Annotated in this window: 15 protein-coding genes; 5 read left to right on the forward strand and 10 right to left on the reverse strand. The window is 38.3% G+C overall.

The genetic code is table 11. The features are described 5' to 3' along the window. Positions 1–2: 2 nt before the first annotated feature. The 3 genes from CSC79_RS18230 to CSC79_RS18245 all read left to right on the forward strand — a co-directional run bounded on the left by CSC79_RS18230 (position 3) and on the right by CSC79_RS18245 (position 1,604). Positions 3–458 carry an SEL1-like repeat protein gene (locus CSC79_RS18230; RefSeq protein WP_099297321.1) on the forward strand — a complete coding sequence of 152 codons (456 nt, stop codon included), beginning with the start codon at positions 3–5 and terminating at the stop codon, positions 456–458. A 192-nt stretch (positions 459–650) separates the two neighbouring features. Continuing rightward, a complete protein-coding gene (locus CSC79_RS18240) occupies positions 651–1,085 on the forward strand; it encodes a SulA-like leucine-rich domain-containing protein (RefSeq protein WP_099297323.1) in 435 nt (144 codons plus the stop codon). Between the two features lie 36 nt (positions 1,086–1,121). Then, the gene (locus CSC79_RS18245; protein ID WP_099297325.1) at positions 1,122–1,604 is read left to right on the forward strand and encodes a YchJ family protein; all 483 of its coding nucleotides are present in this window, start codon (positions 1,122–1,124) and stop codon (positions 1,602–1,604) included. A 335-nt stretch (positions 1,605–1,939) separates the two neighbouring features. Here CSC79_RS18245 and CSC79_RS18250 read toward each other — a convergent pair whose 3' ends face one another. The 9 genes from CSC79_RS18250 to CSC79_RS18290 form a co-directional block, all read right to left on the reverse strand. Further along, entirely contained in the window at positions 1,940–2,158 is a 219-nt protein-coding gene (locus CSC79_RS18250) for a DUF6500 family protein (RefSeq protein ID WP_099297296.1), read from the reverse strand. A 67-nt stretch (positions 2,159–2,225) separates the two neighbouring features. Continuing rightward, entirely contained in the window at positions 2,226–5,603 is a 3,378-nt protein-coding gene (locus CSC79_RS18255) for a response regulator (protein WP_180270455.1), read from the reverse strand. An 88-nt stretch (positions 5,604–5,691) separates the two neighbouring features. Next, positions 5,692–7,962: a response regulator gene (locus CSC79_RS18260; protein ID WP_099297300.1), complete on the reverse strand. Its 2,271-nt coding sequence runs from the start codon at positions 7,960–7,962 to the stop codon at positions 5,692–5,694. A 9-nt stretch (positions 7,963–7,971) separates the two neighbouring features. Further along, entirely contained in the window at positions 7,972–9,240 is a 1,269-nt protein-coding gene (locus CSC79_RS18265) for an extracellular solute-binding protein (protein ID WP_099297302.1), read from the reverse strand. Positions 9,241–9,310: 70 nt separating this feature from the next. After that, entirely contained in the window at positions 9,311–10,243 is a 933-nt protein-coding gene (locus CSC79_RS18270) for a diguanylate cyclase (protein WP_099297304.1), read from the reverse strand. Beyond that, positions 10,243–12,348, reverse strand: a complete 2,106-nt coding sequence (locus CSC79_RS18275; protein ID WP_099297306.1) for an EAL domain-containing protein — start codon at positions 12,346–12,348, stop codon at positions 10,243–10,245. Before CSC79_RS18275 ends, CSC79_RS18270 begins: the two co-directional genes overlap by 1 nt. 621 nt (positions 12,349–12,969) lie before the next feature. Further along, on the reverse strand, positions 12,970–15,132 hold the full coding sequence (locus CSC79_RS18280) for a protein-disulfide reductase DsbD domain-containing protein (protein WP_099297308.1): 2,163 nt from the start codon (positions 15,130–15,132) through the stop codon (positions 12,970–12,972). A 45-nt stretch (positions 15,133–15,177) separates the two neighbouring features. Beyond that, positions 15,178–16,242, reverse strand: a complete 1,065-nt coding sequence (locus CSC79_RS18285; RefSeq protein WP_099297310.1) for a redoxin domain-containing protein — start codon at positions 16,240–16,242, stop codon at positions 15,178–15,180. Between the two features lie 83 nt (positions 16,243–16,325). After that, positions 16,326–16,928: an NAD(P)H-dependent oxidoreductase gene (locus CSC79_RS18290; protein ID WP_099297312.1), complete on the reverse strand. Its 603-nt coding sequence runs from the start codon at positions 16,926–16,928 to the stop codon at positions 16,326–16,328. A gap of 138 nt (positions 16,929–17,066) precedes the next feature. On the opposite strand from CSC79_RS18290, the gene CSC79_RS18295 reads away from it, so the two are divergent. Continuing rightward, positions 17,067–18,470 (forward strand): PLP-dependent aminotransferase family protein, encoded by a 1,404-nt coding sequence (locus CSC79_RS18295; protein WP_099297314.1) that lies wholly within the window; start codon positions 17,067–17,069, stop codon positions 18,468–18,470. Between the two features lie 81 nt (positions 18,471–18,551). Here CSC79_RS18295 and CSC79_RS18300 read toward each other — a convergent pair whose 3' ends face one another. After that, positions 18,552–19,751, reverse strand: a complete 1,200-nt coding sequence (locus CSC79_RS18300; RefSeq protein ID WP_099297315.1) for an NAD(P)/FAD-dependent oxidoreductase — start codon at positions 19,749–19,751, stop codon at positions 18,552–18,554. Positions 19,752–19,910: 159 nt separating this feature from the next. On the opposite strand from CSC79_RS18300, the gene CSC79_RS18305 reads away from it, so the two are divergent. Continuing rightward, a complete protein-coding gene (locus tag CSC79_RS18305) occupies positions 19,911–20,423 on the forward strand; it encodes an Rrf2 family transcriptional regulator (RefSeq protein ID WP_099297317.1) in 513 nt (170 codons plus the stop codon). Positions 20,424–20,798 lie beyond the last annotated feature (375 nt).

The raw sequence follows: 20,798 nt of genomic DNA on the forward strand, positions 1-20,798 counted from the left end.
TTATGACAGATACATCTCCAAGTGGACTTGACCTTGAGCAGCAATTAGATAATGTATTGGCGTTTATTACTCAACCGAGTAAAACAGAGCACAATGAAGGCAATACTGAAACGCCTGACAATGTAGTTACAAAAGCACTGTATTATTTAAAAAACGATCAACCTCCGCTTGCAGCAAAATGGATGAGACTGGCCGCTATGGCAGGTAACCAACGTGCGCAGTTTTATTTAGGCTTGTTCTTCATAAAAGGCCAAGGCGTACCGCAAAGCGTATTCCATGGCGCTGTATGGCTCAGTCTCGCAAGTAGCCAAGGTTATGAACCAGCCACTACCGCATTAGCTGATTTAAGAAAGCATTTATCAACTAAACGCTATCAAGATGCTAAATGTTACGCCGCAACACTGTATGAGCAAATACATCAACAGCAGTTTAATCATTTGATCCCCTCTACTCCCTAATCGGCTCCAGTGAACAGGCTAATTTCAATATAAACATAAGCCACTGTTTTTAAAGCATTTAAAATTTTAGTTTTAGAAAATAGGTAATTTAAAATCAACAATCGTTCAAAAAATAACAAATAATGCTTGCACACAACAACTGTATAAACTACTGTATACACATACTGTATAAACAACCAGTGAGTGACCGTTATGTTACAGCCAATTACCTTAAGAACTGTTAAAAGCTACCAACAAGATAACCTCAGTTCATCTGTCAATGTAATCCAGATTGAAGACGAAATTTCAGCAACCTTCGAATTATTGAAAGTGCTTCATCATTACAATAGTCAAAATGCATGGACACTATTAATTGCACCCGACCACGTGCCGAGTAAAGCATTATTAGATTCATGCTCAATCGACACATCTAAGCTGCTTGTGATCAGGCAAAAACACTTGGTGAATTTGGAGTATGTGCTTAACTCTGCTCTTCATAACGGTAACTTTGCAGCTGTGATAACTTGGACAGATATCGTAAAAGGCAATCAGTTGGCTGATTTATCACTTAACTTAGAACATGCTTCAGCCAAGCTATATTGCTTTACAAACAATGAGTCATCAGAAGAGTTAGCGTTGGCGCAATAAACTGTTATGCTACCCATTTTAGACTGGGTAAATAACATGGCCTCACTCTCAGACCTTCCGTGTTTATGTAATAGTAAAAAGAGTTATGCCCAATGCTGTGAAAAATTGCACTTGGGTACAGCTTATGCAACAACGCCTGAACAACTTATGCGATCTCGCTATACTGCTTATGCCATTAAAAATGCTGAGTACATATACCAAACCTATGCAAATGAAAAGCAACAAGAAAATCCACTTAATGACATTGCTGAATTTGCAATTAGTTCTCGGTTTATTAATCTTGAGATCGTGATGTCTGATCACAATGAATATAACGGCATAGTAGAGTTTTGTGCGAGCTATTTTTATAAAGACCTATTTTGCAAGCTACATGAAAAATCGCGATTTATAAAAGAAGAAAATGTCTGGAAATATTTGGATGGAGAAATATTTCCAACCACTGAAACGCATATTGGCCGGAACGATACTTGCCCATGTGGCAGCGGCAAAAAATATAAAAAATGCCACATGAATGCTTAAAAAGTACCTTAACGGTTTGAGCAATACAAAGCGCCTGGAGCAATCATCTGCTCCTCTATACCCAAGTCACCTCAAAATAAAAATTCAGTGTCGCACAAAGGTTCAATATCAAGGCGTTACTTTGCAACAAGGGCAGTCCCTTTTGAGATGTAACAACACTCATAGTAAGTGCCTGTAAACGCCCTACGGGTTAGTTTAAAAGCGGATTATACTGCGTATTGATTCTAACAATAAAACCACTATTATTTGCAATCTATGCCTTGCCTAAATCACTTTTAATTCCAACGACGCTCTTACCTTGAAGTGACTTGGCTGTATTCTCTATGTAATTTCGATTATAGTCGCTGGATCATCATATCTTTAATTTTCTGCGCTTTAACGAAGTGATCTAATTGATGCGTTTCAATCCACCAAGTAGCAACTTGCATTAATAACTCTGGTTCATTGTTTTTATTGGCAAAGAAGGCATAAAAAGACAAGCCAACATTGTGCCCTTTTGCATCTATTTTTTTATCACAAACGCGAATTATACGTTCCCTAATTGCATCATCCATGTTTAAAACTCCTCTCGCGCATTTAAAAGCTCCCTTAACAAAAGTTAAACTATTACTGTTAAAATATTTATAAATATTGACCCATTTGAGCTATCAGTTTTGGTAATTGCTCTTCAATAAGTTCCAACTGCTTATCAACGTTCAATTGCTTATCTTTAGCTTGTACTTCTATTTCTGCAAAATGTTGTCTTAAGCTTTTCGCCCCTACTTCACCAGATAGCCCCTTGAGGGAATGAGCACACAGGCGAACCTCTTCATAGTTTTTATCACTGATAAACTTCTTGAGGTCTACGAACTTTTCAGGCGCTGTCACTATAAACATATTGCAAATTTTATTCAGCAACACTTCTTTATTTAAAAGCCTTGCAAGGGTCGCTTCTCTATCCCATAACTCACTAGCCTCAGACTCTGTTTGAACACTTAATTGTGCATCGTTTTCATAATTAGATAGAATCCATTTTATAAGTGTATCTTGTAGCACTTGCGTTTTAAAAGGCTTACTTACATAGTCATTCATACCCACAGATAAGCACTTTCCCTTTTCATCAATCGAAGCATTAGCTGTCATTGCTATAATAGGTATTTCCTTAAATAATGTACCTGCTTGACCAGAGCGAATCTTAAGGCATGTTTGGTAGCCATCAAGTATTGGCATTTCACAATCTATCAAAATACAACTAATTGGGTGTTCTGTTGATTCGCTTGCTTTAAGCGCTTCAAGAGCCTCCACACCATTTTCTGCTATTTTTATAATTAGCGGCAACCCTTCAAGTACTCCACAAGCAACATCTATATTTATAGCATTATCGTCAACAATTAAAATGCTACAACCATCTATTTGTTGGATCACATTCTGTGATATCTCATTAGGCCCACTTGCCGCATCGTGAGGTTCTTTGTCCATTGGTTGCGAATAACCAATCGCTTTAAGTAAGTTTCTGTAGGTTAAAGGTTTGCTTATTGCGATAACTTTGGCTTTAATCGCTTTAGGTATTGGTTCACTTGGTTTATACAATAATGCAATTTTTATATCAGGGATCTTCAGCGTTAGTTGTTCTATAATTGAGCTTAATTGATTTGTGCTATCATCTCTCATATCCAAAAACACGAGATCATAGTGATTACGTTTAGCCCGATCCAGTTCGTTACATTGCAAAAGCTCTGCATGGCCACCTTCACTTTCAATTAGTTCACCAATAAACTCTCTTGAATGTTTATTATTATTCACCACCAGCGTATTTGTCGATTCGTAGGCCTTTTTGTCTTGCGAGGAGTGCTGACTTTGCCCCTCAATATAGACATGGAAACTAAATACACTGCCTTTATTCAAGGTTGAACTAACCTCTATGTCTCCTCCCATCATTTGGCAGAGCTGTTTGCAAATCGACAAACCGACCCCAGTACCTATGCTGGCTGCTTCTATTGAGTTATCAGCTTGATTAAAAAGCTTTGAAAGGCTATTGAGGCTGTGTCTGTCAAGGCCAACTCCTGAGTCTTCAATGCACACCGTTAGTTTTATTTGTTTGCCATTAACATCTTCTGAACTAGCGCTTACTTTTACAAAACCTTGGTCTGTAAATTTTATTGCATTACTTATTAAGTTATTTACGATTTGTGCAAGCCTCAATGTATCCGCACTTGCACTTTTACACCTTAAGTTTCTGGTATCTAAATAAACATCAAGACCTTTATCAAAGGCACTAACAGCAGATGTTTCAACAAGTCGCTCTATCAATGTTTGTGGGTTAAACGCAATTAAATTAAATTCTAACTGCCCTGATTCAATCTTTGATAAGTCTAAAATATCGTGAATTAAAAGGTTTAGGTTTGCAATACTCTGATCCGTTGTGGTTAACAAGTTTTGCGATTTCTCCGGTAACTCTTCTTGCTGCAATATACTTAAAGTTCTAGTTACATAATTTAGTGATGTTTTCAATTCATGGCTTATATTAGATATAAATGCACTTTTAACATCACTATTTTTAACAGCTTGGTCTTTAGCGTGAGCCAGTGCATGTGTTCTTTTTCTAACTTTTGCTTCTAATTCAGAATTTAACCGCTTAACTTTAATGTCCGCTTCTTTCTCTTTACTGATATCTCTCACTATTAATGCAAGGCCACTTAGCTGGTGCTCTTCAGTAAAAACCGGGCTCACTGCAATAGCAAAATGGTACGCTTTAGCAAAAATTTCGACCGCTCGCTCATCTTTAATTTGTGGCTTATTATCTTTTAAATCATTAATATAGCTATCAATCGGCAACTTATCTAATAGTGCTATCTCAGAACTATCTCGGCCTATTGATGTTCCTCTAGAAATAGATAACAACCGCTCTGCGGTAAAATTCAGGCTAGTTAATTGCCCTGATAAATTTAAACCAATAATGGCATCAATTGAACCATCCACAATTGCAGATGACTCTTTCCTTGCATCAGCTAACATTTGGCTTCTTATCGCATTGCGATAAAAAATATAAAGTAAGATTGACATGAAAATAACAATAATTAGCAGGAAGCTGTATGTTGAAAGTCGTTTTTGATTTATTAAGCTATCAACATGTTTCTTCGAAGTCAGTAAACTAATGTCTATATAATTGTGCTTTGTACTTGTTCTAGTTTGCACTTTTTTTGACTTTACATAGTAGTGCTCACCCTTGTCGTCTTTTTCACTTAAAGGATACAAATTCAAATATTCTGGCGGTTGAGAGTAAACATTTTGCCAGGTTATATTGGGCGCCAAATCCCTCGAAAAACGATAGCTTTCAATAGGATGGTATATAAAGCTCCCTTTTGAATCACTTATAATTAATTGTGAGTTATTAAAAAGCGCTTGCTTTAAGCTTTCGATAAGTGCATTGGCATTTAAATTCATAATTAAGAAGGCAAAACGCTTACCTTGCTCACTATAGATTGGCAGTACAAAACGTAACTGTGGCCTATATGGAAATGTTAGCTCGCCAAACTCTCGGTTTAACGACAGTGGAGCTAGATATATTTGACCATTAGCCAGCTGCGAACTTGGCAAAAAATAAGCCGCGTCACCTTTTGGTTGCAAAGAAAAGTCAGGTACGGCTTCAACTGCGGCCCCTCTTCGCTGAACACGAACTAATTCATTTCCTTGAGCTGTTACCTCAATAATTCTGAGCTGCTCTATTGCTAAATTGTTTTCTATAAAACCGATAAAAATTGTTTCTATGCGCTCTTTCCATTGTTTATATGTTGTTCCATCATATGGGTCAACGCCTTCATTATAAAAAGCCCGAGGCATGCCCGATATTGGGGGAGTCGTGTGCAGAAAACGAATATCCGCTTTTGCGCCCGAAATTGTTGAGTTAACGATTTGCTCTAAACGTTGACTCGTTTCTGTAAATTCATAATCCACCTGAGAAATCACGTCTTTTTCTATTTGTGACTCAAACAACAACACTGCAACTAAAAGTAAAGCCACAACAAAACCGGTTCCCCAGCGAAAAAAACGCTTTGACTTTATTGAACTCCTTTCTCTGTTTGCTAGAAAAACCATCTTTGTTCCTTCTTTACGTTTTGTTGTTAAAACGAGCACACCATCTCAATAACATGGCTTTTAAGCATTCGTAGTCGATTGGCTTAGCTAAAAAGTCGTTCATTCCAGCATCAAAACACTGTTGTTTGTCTTTTGCTAAAACATTCGCCGTCAAAGCTATAATGGGTGTGTCATAATAATTTGGTATTTTTCTTATTTCCTTGGTAGCCTGAGGCCCGTCGAGAACAGGCATTTGCATGTCCATTAAAATAAGATCATAGTCATATAATTCACACTGCTCAATTGCTTGCTTGCCGTCTCCTGCGAGAGTAATGGCAGTGATAGTAAGCTCATTCAACAATGCCTCAATAACAATTTGATTAATTTTGTTATCTTCAACAACTAAAACATGTAAGTGAGAAAAGTCTATTTCTTGCTCAAGGCTTTTGTCTTTAAATGTATTTACTGGTGCAGCTAACTCCTCACCCAAATATGTATTTAATTCAAAATAAAACCGAGAGCCTTTACCCAGTTCACTCTCAACTTGTAAAGGCGCTTGCATGATTCCTAGCAATTTACTGGTAATGGCAAGCCCTAGACCCGTGCCGCCAAACCTGCGTGTAATAGATGTATCTGCTTGGGAAAATGCCTCAAACAAGGTGTCTATATTTTCTTTATCTATCCCGATACCCGTATCTGAAACATCAAAAAGCAATTTAACTCTGCCTTCATTGCCTAACTGAACACTAACATTTAGAGCAACGCTCCCTCTTTCAGTAAACTTAACTGCATTGCCTGTTAAATTAATCAGTACCTGTTTAAGCCGGGTTTCATCCCCTAAAAAAATGGTATTTTCTTCTTCAGTGTTAGATGACACAAATAAACTTACATTTTTGGTCATGACTTGATCACTAAATAAATGCCTCATTTCATCTAACAATTTATTCAAGTTGATAGGTTTACTTTCTAGCACTATTTTTTCTGCATCAATTTTACTTAAATCTAAAATATCATTAATAATGACAAGTAAGCTGCTACCAGATGATTGAATGATTTCGAGCATTCTGGCCTGTTTATCCGTCAAAGTTGTATTACTTAATTGCCTAGCCATCCCCAGAATACCGTTCATTGGGGTTCTGATTTCATGGCTCATATTTGCCAAAAATTCTGATTTGACTTTAGAAGTATGCTCTGCAGCTTGTTTGGCACTTGCTAAGTCTTTGCTTAGTACTCTGAAACGATTAGCCGCTTGGGCTAATACACCTAGCTCATCACGACGTGATAGATCATTAATCGGTTCAGATAAATCGCCATTAAGAAAACATTGGAAACTTTTTGTAAGCCGTTTAATTGCATGAGCAATATGGAAATGAAAAAACATGGTCAAAATAATCACATAAAAAATAATGCCAATACCAAGCAGCTGCAAAATACGCTCAGACCTAACGATCGTTGTTTCACCAAGGTCTTTGATTTGACTTAGACGTTGCAATAATTGCTCTCTGAGTGCATCTGCTAACGTGCTAAATTCTATCGCATCCCCTGCCATTACCACATTTACTAAGCTTAAGTAGTTGCGATTTGCCTGAACACTTTTATTAAATGTCTTTTGATAACTTTTTGCTAATTGTATATTTGATTCCAGCTGGGTACTTAGAGCTGACATAGAAGAAATCTTAAAAGTAGATAGTTGCTTAAGAGAGCGCATTACACTTTGGCGTTTTGAGTAATCCTTTTTAGTTAAAAAAAGCTGTGCGTCATGGTGTAAAGCATGCCAAGTGTTTATCCTATTCAATATAACGAGCTTAGCATTTGTATTTGTAGTCTGCGCCTCTAGTTTTTTTAAATCAGCAATCGCATTAAGATAAATACGTGGTAACTCCACAGACATTAACAACGTTTTTTGATTATACCGTTTCACTAAAACATTTAAATTATCACCGTACCTCAGTACCAGCTCAGACAAGCTATCAATATACAGCTGCTCGTTCGGGCCATAGTCATTCTTCTCTATCTTTTTTAAGCCTTGTTGAATACTTTGAAAGTTACCTTCTATTTTAGTAAATACAGCGCTACTGCCAGATGAACCATATACAGAAATATCTCGCTGCATTTCGACAATATCTTTATTAATTCGTAATATACTAATGGCGTGATTACTTATATTAGTAACCCCATCCATTGAGCTTTGAATTGTATTTAAGCGCCTATCCATTACAACATAGCTTATGCTCAACACAATAAAAACCAGTGCAAACGCAAACGCCATTTTGGCAGCAATAGAGCGTGAAACTAATTGCAACACGAGCTCTCCTTAAGCGTTCAACAGTTCATACCATTTGTCTAAACTGTAATCGTAGTTTTGCATCACAGTATTCCACACTGCAACATTAGAAAAACGCTTTTGATAACTGCCTCCATCGCGAAAATTCCCAGCTAAAACAGAGACCCTATCATCGGTTCCTTTAAGATCGATGGTAGCTTCTTTGCCTTCATACCAAAAATCCCACTCCGGTTTCGACATTAATGGCTGACTCCGTTCAGGGTTTGATATGTAATAGCCTTGGCGTGCAATAAATGCCCCTGGGTAACCTGACAGCCACCAGTTCATATATTTATATGCCGCTTCTTTCACTTCCTCTGTAACACTGGACGATAAACACATGACACCATGCCATGCTCTATATCCTTCTTTAGGCGAGGCAAACACAACAGGGATCCCTTGCCCCCTGCAAGCACTGACGCCTGGCGAAAACATGCTCTGAATGTTAACTCGACCTGTTTTCATAAAATCGACTGATTGCGGTACTGATGTCCAAAAGCCTGAAAAGTGGCCTTGTCTTTTTTTAGACAAAAGAATTTCAAACAGCTTATCTAATTCTGTAATGGTCATATTACCGATGTCTTTAAACGTCATCAGTCCCTTTGCTTGCACAGCCAGTGCAGCATCAAATATGCCGATTGTTGGTGCATTGATCAATCCAACTTTGCCTTTGTTTGCATCATCTAATAACCATGCCCATGACTCTGAACCGTATGGCGTTCCCTGCTCAATAAAGCGTGTGTTGTAGCCAAACGAATCCACATTATGGACATAAGGCATAAAACTTATTTGCTTAGAAGGCGTACTTCCTAAAGAGTCATCACTTTGCACATAAAGAATTTTATTGGGGGCATCTCCTGCACCTAACTTAGCGGTAGGGTTAATTTTTCCTGTTTTTGTTAAATCATTCACCTCATCCCAATAAACAAGCCGCTCTGTTTCTATTGGCTGAATGGCCCCCGCTTGCCATAAAATATTAATTGAGTCAGACCATTGCTCATAAAGATCGAACGAATCAGGATCAGCTGCCGCTTTTTGCAAAACAGCCGCACTGCCCATAGGAATAAACTCGATATTAATGCCCAACTCGCGCATTGCTCGCTGGCGAAGCTCTTCTTGCAACGTAACGTGGGTACCCATAACCCTAAGGGTGACCATTTTTTTTGCAAATACGAATGGCGCTTTAAAAGCAAGGGTCGACACCGCAGCTCCGGCACCGATAGTACGAAGAAAGTGTCTTCGGTTAAAAGTGTAACTCATAATCGTTCGTCCATAAATTTTCCTATGAGGTTAAGTGTAGCCTAAATAAACAAAAGTCTAGTAAATATAACTACATATCTGACACTTTTTTATAAAGTATAGACCGATTACGACCGGACCTCTTTGCCTCATACAAATGCTCATCTGCTGCTGATATCAATGCCCGTAAGTTCATTGCTGATGGTGGATAACGAGTTATTCCTCCTATGCTTAATGTAACATGCTCATACACTGATTCACTGTGCGCTATATTCAAATCACAAAGTTGCGACATTATGTGATCACTAATATGTTTCATTCCTGCGTATTCAGTGTCGGGCAAAACCACTAGAAACTCTTCTCCACCAAAGCGCACGGCCATATCTTGCGGCCGTTTTATTACGTTCAATAATACTGTTGCAATTTCCTTAATACATTTGTCACCTTGGAGGTGCCCATATTTATCGTTGTAGAGCTTGAAAAAGTCAATATCTATCATCAATATGCTAAAAGGCGTTTTGTCGCGATCAGACAACCTTAGTGAATTCGCTACTTCTTGTTCTAGGTAATGGCGATTGTAGAGCCCGGTAAGAGAGTCTTTGTATGTTAACTCGGTCAGTTTTTCTAAGCGAAGCTTATTTTCTATATGATTTCTAGTACGGTGAATGAGTGTTGATGCTATGACGGGTTTGCTAATAAAGTCAGTCCCCCCCGCTTCCCAGCATGCATTTTGCGAATCAACATCACTGCTGGATGTTATGAATATAATTGGGATATTCGCATAATCTGCACTTTGTCTTAATTTTTTACATATTTCTAAGCCATTTATTTGCGGCAAATTTACATCAAGAATAATAAGATCAGGTTTACTTAATCGACAAAAGTCATCTATTTCTAGCCCATTAGTTAACGTATCTACTTTAAAGTGTTCCTCTAAAACAGCCTCAAGCGTGACACGAATAATTTCATCATCATCGACGATTAGTACCCTACATTGAGAAAGTGGCTTTAAATTCAAAGGCATTACTTTTTACCACTATATAAAGACGATAGTTGTTGAGTGATTTTATCAAAGGGCATTGGTTTCCCCATTAAAAAGCCTTGCCCTATCGCACATCCAAGCTCTTCCAGTTTACTTTTTTGCTCTGGAGTCTCAATACCCTCAGCCACAATATCGAGCTTGAGTGAATTCGCTAAATCTACAATCGCGGTAACTATATCCAGTGACTGAGAATCACTGAGCATATCGCGCACAAATGATTGATCTATTTTAAGCACATCAAGTGGAAATAATCGTAAATATGAAAGACTCGAATAACCAGTTCCAAAATCGTCCAAAGCGAGTGAAACGCCCATATCAGCAATTAACTTTAATTGGGTAATAGTTTGGTCATAGCTGTCAATCAGGGCAGACTCCGTGACTTCTAGTTCTAGGTACCGACTCGGTAGGCTAGTTTTTTCTAATATTGATGCCACTGTATCCACTAACGTAGTGCTCATAAACTGCTTAGCAGAAACATTAACTGCTACTTTTTTGGGGTAACCGCTGTCTAACCATTTTTTTGCAGCGATACAGCTTTTTTCAAGTACTTGCTCACCTAAAAGATATATAAGCCCAGACTCTTCAGCATACTCAATAAAATGAACCGGAGAAATAAACTCATCATCAGCTCCTTTTAACCTCACTAACGCTTCAGCACCAATAATATCATCGGTTTTCAGGTCATATTTGGGTTGGTAGTGAACTTGCAAATCATTTGTTTCAAGTGCCTTGCGTAAATAATTCCCCACTTCTAAGCGTTTATTCATTTCTTCTTGCAAATCATGGCTGAAGTAACAATAACTATTTGCTGCAATTTGCTTTGCTTTATACATAGCTGAATCAGCGTGGCGAAGAATCTCTTCTACGCTATTAGCATCATCTGGAAAAACACTGATCCCTAAGCTAGCTGAGAGAACGTGTTCTTCCCCTGCAACTCTAAAGGGCTTACCTATTACCTCTAATACTTGGCTTATTAATGCTTCTATACTCGTAATATGTATACCGTGCGGAACAACTAATGCAAACTCATCTCCACCGACTCTGGCTACGGTAATGTCGTTGCAGGTAAATTTATCTAAGCTGTGCCCAATGTGGGCAATAATTTCATCACCTACATGGTGTCCCATCGCATCATTAATGTATTTAAACTTATCGAGATCCAATAATAATAAACTAACTTTACTTTTATTAAAGTTTGCCCTTGCCATGCTCTGTGTTAAACGATCATGAAGTAACACACGATTAGGCAAAGCGGTTAGCTGATCATGGTGTGATAAATATGTCATTTGTACCGACATTGCTAATGTTTCGCTGACATCCTGAAACACCATTACTGCACCACACTGTTTATTATTTTTATCCAGTATTGGGGCTGCACTATCCTCAACACGGTGCTCAATTCCTTGCTTGCTCACAAGTTGGGTATTTATTGCCATCGCCACAGCTCTATTTTCTCTAAGGGCTACTGTGAGAGGGTTTATGGATTTATTCTTTGTGGTTGCATCTTGAAGTACCATCACATCTTCAATATGACGACCTTTAGCTGATATTTGAGACCAACCCGTTAAACGTTGTGCAACAGGGTTCAAATAGGTAATACAGGCGTTCTCATCCGTTGAAATTACACCATCAGCAATCGAGTCAATCGTAATCCTTAATTGTTCTTTTTCTGCTGCGAGTGCAGCTTTTGTAGCGCGAATAGCTTTATTTTGAACTAACAGATTAATGTGATTTTCAACCCTCATTCGACATAATGTTAAATTTAAAGGTTTAGAAATAAAGTCTATTGCGCCTAGTGACAATGCTTCTTCTTCAATTGCAGGGTCGCTATGCGATGTAATAACAATAGTACGTATATCACAAAATTTGGGCAACTCTTTGATCAGCCGTAATATATCGAAGCCACTTACCATCGGCATCTCTAAATCAAGTAAAAGTATATCAGGCTCAATATCTTTAATTAGTTCGAGTGCCTTTTCGCTGTTATTGCAAGCATGTATTACACCCGCTAAAGCTAATGCCTCTTCTAACAATACAGTGTTGATAGGTTCATCATCTATTATTAGTATTTTACATTGCTGTTCCATTTATAGCTCCATCTACTATTATCAAAACAATAGGTTACTGTGCAAGTAAAACGAATAAACAAACCTATTTTTTAAACACGTTACCCATTTAAATTTAGGTCATTTTTACAGAAGGTCAATGTAAATGTCCACGTTTCTTAAACATGAAGAGACTATTAAATATGCGAAGTTATAAGCTAGAGTCTGTTTACCTTTTAAGGTTAAGTTTGCAGCAGTCTATTTGGTATTTAGGCAAGGCGGCGCTTATATGGCGTGGTTATTCCCATTAATAGGCAATAAAGCGGCATCAACGCTAAACAGGTAGATTTATTTTTTTGGCTAGCAAATTTACGGAGGTTTTAACACGGGAGTGTTTGAGTTTTCTTCTGTACATGTGAGTCAACTATCTGACCACTTGGTTTAAAACCAGACTATGCCACTTTATACTTCAATTTTAAGCAGTCTTTAAGTACAAATATGTCAACTTGGCTTTATTGACCCGCGGCGGCGCAAGTGAAATTTAAGTTGGCATAAGATTGAAGTTTACTATGGCATAAAGTAAACAAATGTAAGCTCTATAAAGCCATTTAATAAATCGATAAAATGACTCCTACCAGATCAGAAAATGTATTTCTATTCGTTTTAGTATTGCTTTGCATGATCCACTAATATTGACGGTGTTAGGACTTGCGGCAATACAACGGGAGTATCTTCGCCCTTCTTATACCATAAATAAAGTGGTACACCTGAGCGCCTTTGTTGCGATAGAAATTCCGTTATCTGACTATCTCCATTAGTCCAATCACCGACCATAACTGCAACATTATTTTGTTTAAATGCATGTTGCACTTCATCACGATCAATCGACGTTTTCTCGTTAACTTTGCAAGTTAAACACCAATCAGCTGTGAAATATACAAACATATCCTGCTTAGCGCGTAACTCAGCTAATTTATTCTGATCAAAGCTCAAAACTTGCGTACCTTCTTTTTGCACTGAGCTAACATTCAATTCATCCGAATTAGGTATTGTATAAATTGAGAGCAATAAAGGAATGAAGGTAAATAGAAGCGCAGGCCACCATTTTCTTTTATGTTGAGATTTTTGCCATGCACCAGTTAACCATAATCCAAATGTTGATAACATTGTCGTAGTTAAAATCATCATCACATACGTATCAGTTGATTGACGTAATAAGATCCAAACCAATCCTAGAGTTGTGATAAACATCGGTATAGAAAGTATTTTACGAGCGGTTATCATCCAACCACCAGGCTTAGGTAAACACGTTCTTAGTTTCGGTATAAAACTCACCAAAAGAAACGGCAATGCCATACCAAAACCTAAGCCAGCGAAGATCATTAATGCAATACTCATCGGCAATACTAAGGCAGCACCTAGTGCGGTTGCCATAAATGGACCAGTACAAGGTGTTGCAATAAGGGCCGCTAGACCCCCTGTCCAGAAGTCCCCCATAGGACCTTTTTGATCTTGCAGTTTTGAGCCAGAAGTTAAAGTACCAATTTCAAATAAACCAGCTAGATTGAACCCTATTGCGCTCATTAATACGATTAAGACCGAAATCATTACTGGGCTTTGTAACTGAAAAGCCCAACCAATCTGATGCCCTAAAGCCCGTAAGCTCAAAATAGCAGCGCCAAGAACAAGGCACACTAATACTGCACCTAAAGTGTAAGCTATTGCGCCTATTTTGGCTCTTTCTTCTGAACTTTGGTGAGAAAGACTCAGTATTTTCAGACTAAGAATAGGAAACACACACGGCATAATATTAAGCAGTAGACCACCTAAGATTGCTCCTAACAAAGCAGTAATGGCTAACCACCATGAATTGGGCCCGTTAGTATCTTTAGCGTTATCAACGGTCGGGGTAAAAGCGATAGCCTCGGTTTTATTTGCACTAAAACTGAGCCCGATACCATTTTTTAATACCAAGACCCCTTTAAAAACAGGTTCTAGATTGTCTCCAACTTGAGTTTGCATCAAAAGCTCATCACCCTTATGCTGCAAAGCTTGTTTCGCATTATTAACAATCATGCCATTGATAACGGGGTAAATATGCGCACCTTCAATGTCCACGCTACTTGGTAAGGGTAATGCGAGTGTTAATTTACTTTTATCGACCGAAAAACGCCCCACAGCTGCCATTGGTTGTGGCAGTTTTTGACGCCATTGATCAAACAGTTCTTTATTTGAGTCATTACTCGATTTTTTATCCAATAACAATTGGGAGTCTTCACCAACAGTAAATGTATGCTCTACCGTTTGTTGTTCTGGCAAGCAAGATGTAGGATTACAAACCAAATAACTCATATCGACTTTGATAGGTACTGAAGTTCCCACCGCAATAGCTTTACTAACTGTTATTGGAGCAAGTAATATATACTGATCATGATAGATATAATTCATAATATCACTGGTCACAAGTTGGCTTGGCGCAGGGTATTTTACTTCACCCGCTTCAATCCCTTTTGGCAAATGCCAATCAAAGCGGGTCGGAAATCCGGCATCACCCGGGTTAGTCCAATATCCATGCCAACCCTCTTTAGGTGTCATTATCAGAGCTAGATCTTGCGTCATGTCAGATGCTATGTGTCCGGATTCTGTCATCATAGAAACTGATAATAGGCGCTGAGTATCACCTTGACCCGTAGCTATCACATGTGATGAGCATGCTAAGAGGACGAACAAAAGTGTTTGTTTTAAAAAAGTACTCGGTTTAAATGAATAGACAGAGTTAAAACAAGCTGTCCATTTTTTCAATGATCGTAATAAAGATGATTTCATTGTGCGCCTATTTTTAAATAGCATTATATGGTTAAAAGCTACCAATTATTTAAATGAAGAAATGGTTTCTAATGCCTGACTAAAGTCACCATCTTGAATTGAGGACTTCATAGTCACTTTACCTTCAGAATCTATTAGTGTGATGGTTGGCAGCTGGTTAACACCAAACAACTTGAATAGTGAGCTATCTTTATCAAATACGATAGGTAACGTTGTACCATAGCTTTTACGATAATCGTTTAGATCATTTATTGAAGACCATAGGTTCGTCGATACCGTGACCCATTGTACTTCTGATGATTTTGATTTTTGCTCTAATAGTTCACGCACTTCAGTGCACGCTTTAGACGTGGTTGGCTCGGTTTCTTCTAAGTACCATTCACACCAAGGACCAAAAAAAAACATACCAACTTTTTTACTGGTTGGCGTATTAAACTTTACATCGAGATTTGTGTTATCAATAGTGGATAAAGTCATGTCTGATACTTTATCACCTACTTGATAACCTGAATTGTTATCTACAAAAGTTGGGTTTATCACCGCTTGTTGGCTTGGTTTTTCAGCTACTACTTCATCTAAAGCTCGGTGGAATTCTTTGTCATCAACATGACCAAAATAAGCGAACTTGCCACTTTTATCGATCAACAAATGTTGAGGCGTAACACGTAACTGGAAAGCACGTGCTAATTCACCATTATCAATTGTAATTGGCATAGTTAACCCCATTTTTTTACGAAACGCGGTTACCGATTTTACATTGTCGCTAATACCAGTATTAATCGCGATAACTTGAACTTGCTCGCCATATTTCTCGTAAATTTCTTCAAAGCCCGGCATTTGCTCGCGACAAGGGACACACCATGTAGCCCAGAACTTAATGTAGACCGGCTTTTTTCCATACACTTCAGCCAAATCAATCTCTTTGCCATCAATTGTTTTTACAGTCATTTGAGGGGCAGGTGTACCAACTAAGTTTTCACCCGCTGATTTTGCTCTTCGCTCACCATCAGCAGAGTAATCATCGGTTGCATGCGCCATCTGCATGAGAGCAATTGAGCATAATAGTGTTAGTAAAGATGTTTTCATCCAACGAACCAATCGTATTGACATAACATTGTCCTATTTATATTGAAAATTTATAACTTCTGTTTTTTGTGAATACAGCCATAAAGACTAGAGAAATTAGAAGAACATCAAATACTCGCACGTAAGTGATCACATACTTGTTGCTGAATTTTATATATTTGTTGCTCTACAACTTCTGGATCACCCGCAGTTCCCTCAATAGAGAAGAAATGCAATTTAGTTAACCCTATCGTCGCGAGAATCGCTTTCATATAGGGCGTGAAAAAGTCTGGTTGATATGCCAATTCACCAGAAAAGCTCCCCCCTGAAGAAATCAAAATATACACCGGTTTATCTTTTAATAATGGTAGCTTTCCGGTGTTAGTTATCTCAAAAGTTTTTCCTGCTCGGACTACATAATCTAGCCAACACTTTAAGCTAGAAGGTAATGTATAATTATGCATCGGAGAGGTAATGATCAGTAGGTCAGCTTTTTCAAGAGAAGCAACAAGCCCATCGGATAAATTGAGGCTGGCAGAATCAGTATGTGGGCTTGCTGAACCACATAAAACTTCAGCATAATGCCGATCTATATGAGGCAGCATTGTCACATCGAGAGTGTCTAGCTTAACCTCTGCGTTATCCAATAAGGTGTTCACCATAACTTGGGCAATGAGGTGCGTAGATGCTTGATCTTTCTTTGGGCTAGCGTTAATCAATAATACGTTCATATTTCCCCAAATAGTTATTTTTGAATTACCAATTATCATAAGGTGGTTATAATATCGTGCTATATGGATTATAATAAGTGCCATAAATTAACTATTATTATAGGCCATATTTAGAGTCCATAATAAGTGGGTATGTTGATGCCTAAAATATTAGCTTACAAACAAGTTTACCAACGAATTCATAGCGCTATTTTAAAAGGCACATTAAAGCCTGGCGAACGAATTCCTTCTACACGAACATTAGCAAAAGAAATGGGCGTCTCAAGAGGGACGGTTGAAGAAGGCTACGCGCTACTAAAAGCCGAAGGCTACCTCGAATCAAAAGGCCAAGCTGGAACACTTGTCAGTGAAAAACTTCATTCACAGCCTCGAGTATTACAAAGCAAAACGACAGCTCGTCAACCTGGGCTTCAATCTGAGGTAGAAATACCTCAAGTTCTGCCATTTCAACTAGGTATTCCAGCACTCGATAAGTTTCCAAAAGAAGTTTGGGCTCGTATGACTGCTAGGTGTGCAAGGAATATACATAAAGATGATCTTGCCTACCCATCAGTTTATGGTAACCCGCAATTAAGAGAAGCAATTGCTCAATATTTGCAGTTATCACGTGGTATTCAATGTGAGCCCTCTCAAGTGTTTATTACTTCAGGATATGTAAATTCCATAAATTGGATTTTCCATGTTTTATTAAAAAAACATGCTTCAGTTGTAATGGAAGATCCCGGTTACCCTCTAACGCGTCAACTATTGATCAACAACGGTTTAACCCCGGTCCCAACGCCGGTTGATAAAAATGGTATTCTTTTTAACTTCGAATCTAAACCTGATGCAGTTGTTGTAACACCAGCCCATCAAAGCCCGACCTGTGTATACCTTTCTTTAGAGCGAAGGCAAGCTTTACTCAATTGGGCGGAAACTAATAAACGGTGGATTATTGAAGATGACTATGACGGCGAATATCGACATACAGGGCTTCCTTTACCAGCTTTAAAAAGCATAGATACACAAAATAGAGTGATTTACTCAGGAACGTTCAGTAAGGTCATGTTTCCAAGTCTACGCTTAGCATATATTGTCGTACCACCAAGCCAACTGACCGCCTTTGAGCAAGTATCAGAGCTCTTTGCTGGCAATGTGTCGGCGTTGACTCAAGCCTCGGTTCTTTCTTTCATAAAAGAAGGTCACCTCTCTCGTCATATTCAACGCATGAGAAAGCTATATAGGGAACGCCGCAACATAATGGCAACTGTATTTCAAAAAGTTTTAGGCTCTGCAATCAATATCGACCCACAGCCCGGTGGCATGAATATGATTGTGATGTTCACAGATAAAAGCATTAACGACAATACGCTAGCTAAAAAGATGATAGAGGCGGGTTTATTTGCCCAAGGGTTATCTCAATGGGCTAATTCACAACAGGAACCAGGGGTCATTTTAAGCTTCACTAATATAAAAGATGAAGCTCAATGCTATGAATTAGCCTCTCGTTTTAAAGCCGTGCTATTTAGCTCTATTAATGACCATAGACAACCTATCTTTTAGATTACTTCTGGATATTTATATTCAGTGTGCATCAACCCATATGTATCCCCATAAATATGAATTATATATGGGGGTTTTAATTTACACAAAAGGAGCAAGTGGGTCAGCTAGTTTAAGAATAATATCAATATCAGCTTTAGGTGGATAAATTAATTCGTTGGTAATTGATATTTTGACGGCTTTTGCTTCTTCCTTGACCATCTTAACTTGTTGGTCCCAACCTTCTGTAAAAACAGCCCCCCACGCTCCAAGATCTAAACAAGTTACATAGTTTTCTTGCCTGTAATCAATTGTTTCACAACCAATCAAGCTCGCAGCAACATTGTGACCTGCAAACTTACCCATTTGTATTGCATGCTGGCAAGTCATCAGTGCGTGATTACCTTTATTATCGGTTAATGCATAAGCAACATCCCCTGTTGCAAAGACGTGATCTTCATTTATAACTTGCAACGATGGTTCAACTTTTAATCGTCCTTGTGGGCCTTTTTGCTCAGGAAATACATTTGTGAGGTCATTGGCTTTGACGCCAGCAGTCCAAATAACTGTATCTGATTCAATTACTTCACCAGACGCCAAAGTTACTCCATGAGCTGAAATCTCAGCGACTTGTGCATCAAGCATCCAATCAATTGCTAAGTCATCTGTAGCTTGCTTAATGACATCTTGTAGTTCTTTACTGTAGTTTGAACCTATTTGATTACTACGCTCAACAATAATGACCTTTATTGGGGTGTTGTCATTAAGTTTTGCTTTGAGCCTTGCTGGCAATTCAGTTGCCATTTCGATACCAGTAAAGCCACCACCACAAACTACGACAGTATTACGGGCATTTGATGATGGTTGACTTGCTAAATTGTTGATGTGTTGATCAAGTACAATAGCTGACTCTATTTGATCGAGGTCAAAAGCATGCTCTGCTGTACCTTTGACAAGATCTGTTCGTAGATTCGAACCAGCAGCTAGCACTAGTCTGTCATATTGTTTACTCTTAGTGTTATTGCCATCCACAAAATGAACGATTTTATTTTTTAAATCGATATCACTAACCTTACCTGTTACAAAGCTCACGCCCATAACATCAAACACTGACATTAGTGGCGATACCATCGACCCAGCGTCGGCTTCATAAAAGCGAGGGCGGACACGCAGCTCTGCAACAGGAGCAATAACTGTAACCTGAATATTTTCTGCCCCTTGCAGCTTAGCTAAACGAGCTGCACTTAACGCAGCCCACATGCCAGCAAAACCAGCACCAATAATTACGATTTCTTTGTTCATTAGTTATTCCTATTTTTTTGCCAATTAAGATTTAAATGAATCATACAAGATGAAATTAAATCCGACAATATTAATCGGAGTTTATTTTTTTAGTTGTTTCGACTAAGATAGGAAACAAGTTGCAACTACTACTTCAAATAAAAGTTTTAAAGGAAAAGCATGGCGTTTTATAGTTCAGGTGTGGAATATGGTATTCACTGTTTAGTAAATATGCTCGATGAACACGACCAGCCTATTGTCATGTCGGTTAGAGAAGCGGCTAAATTGCAAGGCGTTCCTTATGAATATTTAGGCAAAATATTTACTAAGCTCTCAAAGGCAGGGCTAGTCGAAAGCACAGAAGGCCGTAAAGGAGGCTTTAAGTTAGCAAAGCCTCCTGTAGACATAAATGTGCTTGATATTGTGCGGGCAATTGATGGTGGAAAATCCATTTTTGACTGCAAAGAAATTCGCCAACGAATGGATATTTTTTCAGATGATGTGCCAAGTTGGGCATGTAAAGGGATGTGTGGGATTCAAGCCGTTATGCGAAAAGCACAAGTTGAAATGGAGAAAGAGCTGGCTAGACACAATATCTCAATGTTGTCTCAACAGGTTTACACAAAATCACATCGAACATATGCTGTAGAGTTAAAAGAATGGTTTGGTACTCAACGAAAAAATGTAGAGTAAATAAACTGTATTAGTATGTTTACCAAGGGATTATAAAGGTCAAATCACCGAGTAACTTTAACATAAATAGTATGCCAGCCAGTGATTTAACTGGCTAGAGTTCGTGCGGTTCCTTATGACACTTGCGATCTTTCAACTCTCAATACGGTGGTATTCACGTTATTTCTAAGCCACATGCTAGTAATATTAACACCAAGTGCCTTAGTCAGCTTAATTGAGACTCTCTGTTAGCCAGGATGCGGATTGAATAGTCTGCAGAAATAAACTAGACTGCAGAAATAAACTAGACAGCCACTATAATTGAGCAAATAAAATAGTGCTATTATGTTTACTCTTTTGGGCTAAAACTCATCTTTTTTTCTATTATCACTCGCT

Source organism: Pseudoalteromonas sp. 3D05, assembly GCF_002723455.1.
In the GTDB taxonomy this organism is placed as follows: Bacteria; Pseudomonadota; Gammaproteobacteria; order Enterobacterales; family Alteromonadaceae; genus Pseudoalteromonas.

Bases quoted from the DNA above. Each gene is read 5' to 3' on its own strand.
- CSC79_RS18280 (WP_099297308.1), bottom strand. From the start codon at position 15,132: ATGAAATCATCTTTATTACGATCATTGAAAAAATGGACAGCTTGTTTT.
- CSC79_RS18305 (WP_099297317.1), top strand. From the start codon at position 19,911: ATGGCGTTTTATAGTTCAGGTGTGGAATATGGTATTCACTGTTTAGTA.
- CSC79_RS18270 (WP_099297304.1), bottom strand. From the start codon at position 10,243: ATGCCTTTGAATTTAAAGCCACTTTCTCAATGTAGGGTACTAATCGTC.
- CSC79_RS18245 (WP_099297325.1), top strand. From the start codon at position 1,122: ATGGCCTCACTCTCAGACCTTCCGTGTTTATGTAATAGTAAAAAGAGT.
- CSC79_RS18285 (WP_099297310.1), bottom strand. From the start codon at position 16,242: ATGTCAATACGATTGGTTCGTTGGATGAAAACATCTTTACTAACACTA.
- CSC79_RS18290 (WP_099297312.1), bottom strand. From the start codon at position 16,928: ATGAACGTATTATTGATTAACGCTAGCCCAAAGAAAGATCAAGCATCT.
- CSC79_RS18295 (WP_099297314.1), top strand. From the start codon at position 17,067: ATGCCTAAAATATTAGCTTACAAACAAGTTTACCAACGAATTCATAGC.
- CSC79_RS18300 (WP_099297315.1), bottom strand. From the start codon at position 19,751: ATGAACAAAGAAATCGTAATTATTGGTGCTGGTTTTGCTGGCATGTGG.
- CSC79_RS18265 (WP_099297302.1), bottom strand. From the start codon at position 9,240: ATGAGTTACACTTTTAACCGAAGACACTTTCTTCGTACTATCGGTGCC.
- CSC79_RS18250 (WP_099297296.1), bottom strand. From the start codon at position 2,158: ATGGATGATGCAATTAGGGAACGTATAATTCGCGTTTGTGATAAAAAA.
- CSC79_RS18240 (WP_099297323.1), top strand. From the start codon at position 651: ATGTTACAGCCAATTACCTTAAGAACTGTTAAAAGCTACCAACAAGAT.
- CSC79_RS18230 (WP_099297321.1), top strand. From the start codon at position 3: ATGACAGATACATCTCCAAGTGGACTTGACCTTGAGCAGCAATTAGAT.
- CSC79_RS18275 (WP_099297306.1), bottom strand. From the start codon at position 12,348: ATGGAACAGCAATGTAAAATACTAATAATAGATGATGAACCTATCAAC.